The 6,599-nt window shown below is 66.8% G+C and carries 7 protein-coding genes and 1 pseudogene; 5 read left to right on the top strand and 3 right to left on the bottom strand.

Going from position 1 to position 6,599, the window contains the following annotated elements:
- Window positions 1–109 precede the first annotated feature (109 nt).
- The 4 genes and pseudogenes from FJY73_08010 to FJY73_07995 all read left to right on the top strand — a co-directional run bounded on the left by FJY73_08010 (window position 110) and on the right by FJY73_07995 (window position 3,317).
- A pseudogene (locus FJY73_08010) lies at window positions 110–250 on the top strand (DUF3524 domain-containing protein).
- Between the two features lie 511 nt (window positions 251–761).
- Window positions 762–1,796 carry a class II fructose-bisphosphate aldolase gene (gene fbaA, locus FJY73_08005; GenBank protein MBM3320603.1) on the top strand — a complete coding sequence of 345 codons (1,035 nt, stop codon included), beginning with the start codon at window positions 762–764 and terminating at the stop codon, window positions 1,794–1,796.
- Between the two features lie 16 nt (window positions 1,797–1,812).
- A complete protein-coding gene (locus FJY73_08000; GenBank protein MBM3320602.1) occupies window positions 1,813–2,976 on the top strand; it encodes a class I SAM-dependent RNA methyltransferase in 1,164 nt (387 codons plus the stop codon).
- Entirely contained in the window at window positions 2,973–3,317 is a 345-nt protein-coding gene (locus tag FJY73_07995) for a YkgJ family cysteine cluster protein (protein ID MBM3320601.1), read from the top strand. Before FJY73_08000 ends, FJY73_07995 begins: the two co-directional genes overlap by 4 nt.
- Before the next feature lie 125 nt (window positions 3,318–3,442).
- Here the strand turns inward: FJY73_07995 and FJY73_07990 are convergent, their stop codons facing one another.
- From FJY73_07990 to FJY73_07980, 3 genes are read right to left on the bottom strand one after another with little or no spacing between them, the layout of a single operon-like run.
- Window positions 3,443–4,033 carry a hypothetical protein gene (locus FJY73_07990; GenBank protein ID MBM3320600.1) on the bottom strand — a complete coding sequence of 197 codons (591 nt, stop codon included), beginning with the start codon at window positions 4,031–4,033 and terminating at the stop codon, window positions 3,443–3,445.
- Window positions 4,030–4,719, bottom strand: coding sequence for a hypothetical protein (locus FJY73_07985; GenBank protein ID MBM3320599.1), 690 nt, complete (start codon window positions 4,717–4,719; stop codon window positions 4,030–4,032). The genes FJY73_07990 and FJY73_07985 overlap by 4 nt, the downstream gene beginning before the upstream one ends.
- Window positions 4,720–4,734: 15 nt before the next feature.
- The gene (locus tag FJY73_07980; GenBank protein MBM3320598.1) at window positions 4,735–5,346 is read right to left on the bottom strand and encodes a sigma-70 family RNA polymerase sigma factor; all 612 of its coding nucleotides are present in this window, start codon (window positions 5,344–5,346) and stop codon (window positions 4,735–4,737) included.
- A gap of 531 nt (window positions 5,347–5,877) precedes the next feature.
- On the opposite strand from FJY73_07980, the gene rplC reads away from it, so the two are divergent.
- Window positions 5,878–6,534 carry a 50S ribosomal protein L3 gene (rplC, locus tag FJY73_07975; protein ID MBM3320597.1) on the top strand — a complete coding sequence of 219 codons (657 nt, stop codon included), beginning with the start codon at window positions 5,878–5,880 and terminating at the stop codon, window positions 6,532–6,534.
- Window positions 6,535–6,599 lie beyond the last annotated feature (65 nt).

The following is a 6,599-nucleotide window of genomic DNA, read 5'->3' as shown; positions in this document are numbered from 1 at the left end:
TGTCGTGACCGGAGCCCCGAGCGGCGCGCGATCCGATCTCTTCGAGGAGCTCCCGCGGGCGGCGGGAAGTTCTCTCGCTCACGTCGGCTTCGCGAGGACCCGGTCCTCCTACGCGCGGCTTCTCGCGCGCGCGGATCTCGCCGTCTCGACCGCGCGCCACGAGTTCTTCGGGATCTCTGTTCTCGAGGCGATCTACGCGGGAGCCTTCCCGCTTCTCCCAAGGAAGCTCTCCTACCCGGAGATCCTTCCTCCATCAACATTCGAGGCGTGCTACTACGATTCGGCGGACGAGCTTCTCGAGCGCGCCGAGCGAGTCCTCCGCGAAGGGCCGCCCCCCGTCGCGGGGCTCCGCGAGGCGATCGCCCCGTTCGCCTGGCCCGCCGTCGCGCGCCGCTTCGACACTCTCTTCGACGAGCTGTTAGGAGAGAACTGCACCTGATCCATCGCTCGCGCACGGTTCGGTCGTCGGACGCGCGGGTCCGAGACGCCCAGGTTTGTCTTGCTCCGGAGACGGGGGGGAGGCAGAGCGGCGAGTTGCCGCGCGCCGCGCGCGGCATGTTTGCGCGGAAACACGGTATCAGGTACTGACCTGAGACCTACGAGCGGCGAACCATCGGCATTTGCGTTTCCGGCGCCTGCGAGAGTATGCTTGAGCGGATCGGTGTCTGGAACCGATCGAAAACCGTCATCTCTCCCCGCCCGCTCCCGCGTACCCCAGAGACGCCGGGCGGCCGCGGGTTCCAAGAAAGGAGCGTGCGCCCATGCCCGTCGCCGACTATGCGACCTACTGCCGGATGCTCGAGAACGCCGCCAAGAACCGGTTCGCCTACCCGGCGATCAACATCACCTCGGAGACGACGGCGAACGCCGTCCTTCGCGGGTTCGCCGAGAAGAAGAGCGACGGGATCATCCAGGTTTCGACCGGCGGAGGCGAGTTCGCCTCGGGGCTCGGCGTGAAGAGCGCGGCGAAGGGGGCGATATGGCTTGCGGAGTATGTCCACCGCGCCGCGGCCGAGTATCCGGTCTATGTCGCGTTGCATACCGACCATTGCCAGCCGAAGAAAGCGGGGAGTTTTCTTGTCCCGCTGATCGAGGAGACCGAACGGCGCCGCGCGAAGGGCATCCCGAATCTCTTCAACAGCCACATGTTCGACGGCTCCGAACTGCCGCTCCGAGAGAACATGGACGCGGCGGTTCCCCTTCTCGAGCGGTGCCGGAAGAACGAGATCATCCTCGAGGTCGAGGCGGGCGTGGTCGGCGGAGAAGAGGACGGCGTCTCGCACGAAGGGGCGCCCCGCGAGAAGCTCTACACGACCCCCGAGGACATGGTCGAGGTCTACCGCAGGCTCTCCGCGGTGAAGGGCGCGCGCTACATGTTCGCGGCGACCTTCGGCAACGTGCACGGCGTCTACAAGCCCGGGAACGTGCAGCTGCGCCCGTCGATCCTGAGGGATGGCCAGGCGGCCCTCCGCAAGGAGTTTGGGGAGGGGGCTTCCTTCTGGCTCGTCTTTCACGGCGGATCCGGATCGAGCCCCGAGGAGATCCGCGAGACCCTCTCGTACGGCGTGATCAAGATGAACGTCGACACCGACACGCAGTACGCCTTCACGCGCCCGATCGCGGACCACATGATGAAGAACTACGACGGCGTGTTCAAGATCGACGGGGAAGTGGGGAACAAGAAGGTCTATGATCCGCGCTCTTACTTGAAGAAGGCGGAGGAGAGCATGACCGCACGCGTCATGCAAGCGGTGGACGATCTGCAATCCGCCGGGACGACCCTCTTCGAGAGATAGCGCGGCGGTCGTACCGATGTTCGCCTATCAGACGAGCGGGCGCTACTTCGGCCAGATCGCCGAGGGGCTCGAGGAGATCGGCCGCGAGGAGATCGAGGCGCTCGGGGCGGGCGAAGTGCGGGCGGCATACCGCGGCCTCCACTTCCGCGCCGACCCGCCGGTTCTCTACCGCGTGAACTACTGTTCCCGGCTCCTCACGCGGGTGCTCGCGCCCCTCCGCTCCTTCTCCTGCCCGGACGCGGACGCTCTCTACCGCGCCGGCCGCTCGATCGACTGGACTCAACTATTCACATCCAAACAAACGTTCGCAATCGACGCGAACGTCTCGAACAGCCGCCTCTCCCACTCGCGCTACGCCGCGCAGAAGTTGAAGGACGCGATCGCCGACGGTTTCCGCGAGGCGCACGGCGCCCGCCCGAGCGTGGACCCGAGGAGTCCCGATGTGTGGATCAGCCTTCGCATCCACGCCGACCGCGCGACGATCGGATTCGACACCTCCGGCGGATCCCTCCATCGACGGGGTTATCGGGTCCGAACGGTGGAGGCGCCGATCCAGGAGACGCTCGCGGCGGCGATCGTCCGCTTTTCCGATTGGGGAGGAGACCGCCCGCTTCTCGATCCGATGTGCGGCTCGGGGACCCTTCTCGCGGAAGCGCTCATGCGCGCCGCGCGAATCCCCGCCGGATACCTTCGCGTCTCCTTCGGTTTCCGCCGTCTTCCGGACTTCGACGAGAGCGCGTGGCGCGCGGTGAAACGGGAGGCGGACGGAGAGATGCGCCCCCTCCCCGCGGATCTTCTCGAGGGGAGCGACCTCTCTCCCGAAGCGGCGGCCGCCGCGCGCGCCAACCTCCGACTCCTTCCGGGAGGCGAGCGCGTGCGCGTCGGCGTAGGGGCCTTTCAGGAGCATCCCGGACTCGAGAGAGGCTGCATCCTCTGCAACCCGCCCTACGGAATCCGCTCGGGGCGCGGGGAGGACACCGGGCGCCTCCTCAAGGAGTTCGGAGATTTCCTCAAGCGACGCTGCGCCCTTTCCACCGCGGTCGTCTACTTCGGAGAGCGGGATCTCGTGAAGCGGGTGGAGCTCCGCCCGAAATGGAAGAAGGCGCTCCGAAACGGCGGCCTGGACGGGCGGCTCGTGCGCTACGACCTCTACGAATGGAAGAATACCGAGGAGAGATGAGGGGCGCCGATCGTTTCGACTGCGCACGGTGCGGCGCGTGCTGCCGCTGGCCCGGCCACGTCTTCCTCTCGGAGAGTGACTGCGCGCGTCTCGCGCGGGTTCTCGGTCTCGAGGACCGGACCTTCCTCAAGCGGTACGCTCGGCTCGCCTCGAACCGCGCGGCGCTCTCTCTCGCGGAGCGCGAGGACGGCTCTTGCATCTTCCTCGATGATCGCGAGTGCCTCGTCTACGACGCGCGCCCGGACCAGTGCCGCGGGTACCCGCACGCCTGGAGTCTTACAGAACCGTGCCCCGGTTGTCGGCGCGAGACGAGTCCGCGATCCGAGCCCGGCGACTCGTGAGGCGAGGGGGCGCGGCTCTCCCTCGGGAGCGAGCGCGGGATAGGCGGCGCACAAGCAGGTGACGGGGCCGCATCGCGGAGGTCGCTTCGGCCGGCGGAAGACGTCGGCTCCAGCCGCGCCCTGCTCTACTTCGACTCCTCCAGGATGCGCACGCGCGACCGGACCGCCTCCGTGTCGAGACGGCCTTCGGCGTGCGCGCGAAGATCCTCGTAGCGCGCCGTGATCAGGAGAGAGCGGACCGGACGCGGCCAAACCTCCCAGGTCCCTTCCCACGGAAACGCGAGGATCGTCACGAACTCCCCTTCGCCGAGAGGGCCGAGCGTTCCTCCGTAATCGACGAGCGTTTCGACGAGCTCCTCCTCGATCCGATCGAGCTGCGCGCGGGTGCGTTCGGAAGGGGCTCCGCCTTGCTTCTCCTTCTCGATCACGCCCTTCCAATACGCCTTCAGCGAATCCAGGTTGTCAAGATGTTCCATGATCTGCAGGCGCGTCGGATCGACGAACTGGAACTCCATCTTGAAGAGAACGCCGTAGCCCTCGATGTGAACCCCGTAGGCGATCTCTCCTCTCCGGACGAGAGCGTTCGCGCTCTCGACCAGGGTCGCGTCGAACGCCTTTTCGAGCACGGCGATCTTCTTGCGGGGGACGGTCTCGGCCGAGCTGGGGAGAGCGAGAGCCGCGATCGCGAACACCGAGAATGCCCTCGTGATCTTCATCGTTCGTCTCCCGGCCGCAGCCGAATCTCGGTGAGAGGGAAGTCCGCGCTCACCCGTTCGAGGAGATCGCGCGCGCCTTGCTCCACCACCCCGAGCCTTCGATCCATGAACACGAGATCTCCGTCTCGGCGCACTTCAGCGTCGCGCGCGTACTGAGCGAGAGCCGTGAGGAATCGATCGGTCTGGCGGTCCTCGCTTTCGGACAGAAGCGCCGCCACGAAGCGGATCAACTCCGCCTGGCTCCGGAGGAAGTCGTCCTCGGTGACGAAGGGGCCTCCCGACGATCCCAGGTCCGACGGCTCCTCGAGGGCCGCGTCCTGAAGGACGAGTGGGGCGGGTTCTCTTCCAAGCGAGAGGTGAAACCGGCCCGCCTCGATCCCCACCTCGGCGTTCAGCAGGATGAGAAGGAGCGCCGCCGCGATCCCCGCCGCCGCCGAGAGAAGCGCTGGGCTGCGGAGCGGCCTCGCGCGGCGCGCGAGGCGCGGCAAGCTTCCCGGCACGGGCGCGCTCACGAGATGACGCACCGCGGGCTCCTCATGCTCCCAGACCCGGAGAACACCCGACGTCCGGCGAAGCTCTTCAAGCACCCCCGCCCACTCGGGATTCCGCGCGATTTCCTCCTCGACCTTCTCCCGTTCCTCCTCGGTCAACTCGCCGTAGACCAACCCGACCAACAGCTGTTCCATTTCCTCGCGAAGCACCTACGGCCACCTCCCTTCTTCCAACCCGAACCGCCTAAGGACTCGATTGAGATTCCTCAGACCGTGAAAGATTCGTGATCGAACCGTTCCGACCGGGATTCCCAAGATCTCGCCGATCTCCCGGCTGCTGTATCCGTTGTACTCGCGCATCACGATCGCCGTTCTCTGTTCCTCCGAGAGGCTCTGGAGAGCGCGCATGAGGATCTTCGCGATCTCCTTGCGGTAGACGACCTCTTCCGGATCGCCGTTCCGCGGAGGATGATCCGCCCGTTCCGCCAGGAGCCGGTCGAGGCCTCCCTCGGGGAGCGCGTCCGTCGACACCGAGGCCCGGTTCCGCCCGCTCCGGAGACGATCGAGACAGACATTGTGCGCGATCCGAAACAGCCACGCCGGGAACCTGTTCGGATCCTGGAGCCGCGACAGCCCGTTGAACACCCGGAGGATCGTTTCCTGGACGAGATCCTTCGCGTCCTCGTCGTGCCCCACGACGCGGTAGACGAAGTTGTAGACCGGGCGTTCCCAACGAGCCATCAGCCGGTTGAAGGCGCCCACGTCGCCGTCCAGGACGCGCCCGACGAGAACCGCGTCGGTCGGCTCCATCTGTTGTGCCAACCTGTCCCTCCCCGGTCCGGCACTCGATCCCATAGACGGCTCCGTCCCCGCCGGCGTTCAAGGAATCCCCGTGCCGCCGGCCGGAACCGCGCCGTCCCGAGATTGGAGCGCCTCTGTCATGTTGTCAACGCGCGCATGGGCGAGGCGAAGTCGCCGCAGGGTTCCAACGGCCGGGCGGATCCTGTTCCGCCCGGCGCCCGAGCGGTGGGAAGGGCCCGAGGAGCCGAAACCCCGCGACGGCGAAACCGGCGGAGGGGCCCGCATCGGCGTGCGAGGCCGTGCCCGGGACCGCGTCGAGAAACGGCCGGGGGCCGCCGCGGTAACCCGCTCGCGGCGGCGCGTTCCCCGCGGGAGGGGAAGCCCGCGCCCGCCGGACCCGGTGAGGACAACTACCCGCGAAGCCCCGCTCCGCCTGGACGGGAGGGGGACGGATGCGATGGCCCAAGAAACGTTTGACAGGATCGTCCTTCCCCTGCATACTTCCGCTTCTGGACTGGAAGAAATCGATCCCTGTGAGTTGGAGGTTACGCCATGCCGATGGCCCTACTGGGCAAGAAGATCGGGATGACCCAGCGGTTCGAAGAGGGGGGGCGCATCGTCCCCGTCACGATCGTCGAGGTCGCCCCGTGCCCCATCGTACAGAAGAAGACCGTCGCGAAGGAGCGGTATAGCGCCCTGCAAATCGGTTTTGGGACGCGGCGGAAGAAGCGGACGAACCGGCCCCTCTCCGGCCATCTCAAGAAGGCGGGGGTCGAGCCGACTCGCCTCCTCCGGGAGATCCGCATCACGGAGGAAGAGGCGGCAGGGCTCGAGGCGGGCGGCGCTCTCACGGTCGAGATCTTCGAGAAGGGGGACTTCGTCGACGTGACCGGCCGGACGAAGGGGAGGGGATTCGCCGGCGTGATCCGCAGGCACGGCTTCTCCGGAAAGAACATGACGCACGGGACGCACGAATACTTCCGCCACGGCGGATCGATCGGCATGTGCGCGACCCCCGGGCGTCTCTTCAAGGGGAAGAAAATGCCGGGCCACATGGGCGCCGCGCGGAGAACGATCCAGAACCTCCGCGTCGTCGAGGTGATGAAGGAGCAGAACCTCCTTTACATCGCGGGCGGGATCCCCGGGGCAAAGAACGGGGTCGTTCTCATCCGGAAATCGGTGAAGAAGGCGGCGGCCAAGAAGAGCTGATCCAGCGGACGACGGGAAGCTCCCGGACCCTCCGGGAGCTTCTTTTCATCTATCAAGCAAAAGGA

Source organism: Candidatus Eisenbacteria bacterium (assembly GCA_016867715.1).
Classification (GTDB): domain Bacteria; phylum Orphanbacterota; class Orphanbacteria; order Orphanbacterales; family Orphanbacteraceae; genus VGIW01.
Note: the sequence above shows the minus strand (reverse complement) of the source record. Positions and strands in the feature narration are given on the sequence as shown.

Coding starts and splice junctions, on each gene's coding strand:
- FJY73_07990 (MBM3320600.1), bottom strand. CDS start 4,033: ATGAAGATCACGAGGGCATTCTCGGTGTTCGCGATCGCGGCTCTCGCT.
- FJY73_08000 (MBM3320602.1), top strand. CDS start 1,813: ATGTTCGCCTATCAGACGAGCGGGCGCTACTTCGGCCAGATCGCCGAG.
- fbaA (MBM3320603.1), top strand. CDS start 762: ATGCCCGTCGCCGACTATGCGACCTACTGCCGGATGCTCGAGAACGCC.
- FJY73_07985 (MBM3320599.1), bottom strand. CDS start 4,719: ATGGAACAGCTGTTGGTCGGGTTGGTCTACGGCGAGTTGACCGAGGAG.
- FJY73_07995 (MBM3320601.1), top strand. CDS start 2,973: ATGAGGGGCGCCGATCGTTTCGACTGCGCACGGTGCGGCGCGTGCTGC.
- rplC (MBM3320597.1), top strand. CDS start 5,878: ATGCCGATGGCCCTACTGGGCAAGAAGATCGGGATGACCCAGCGGTTC.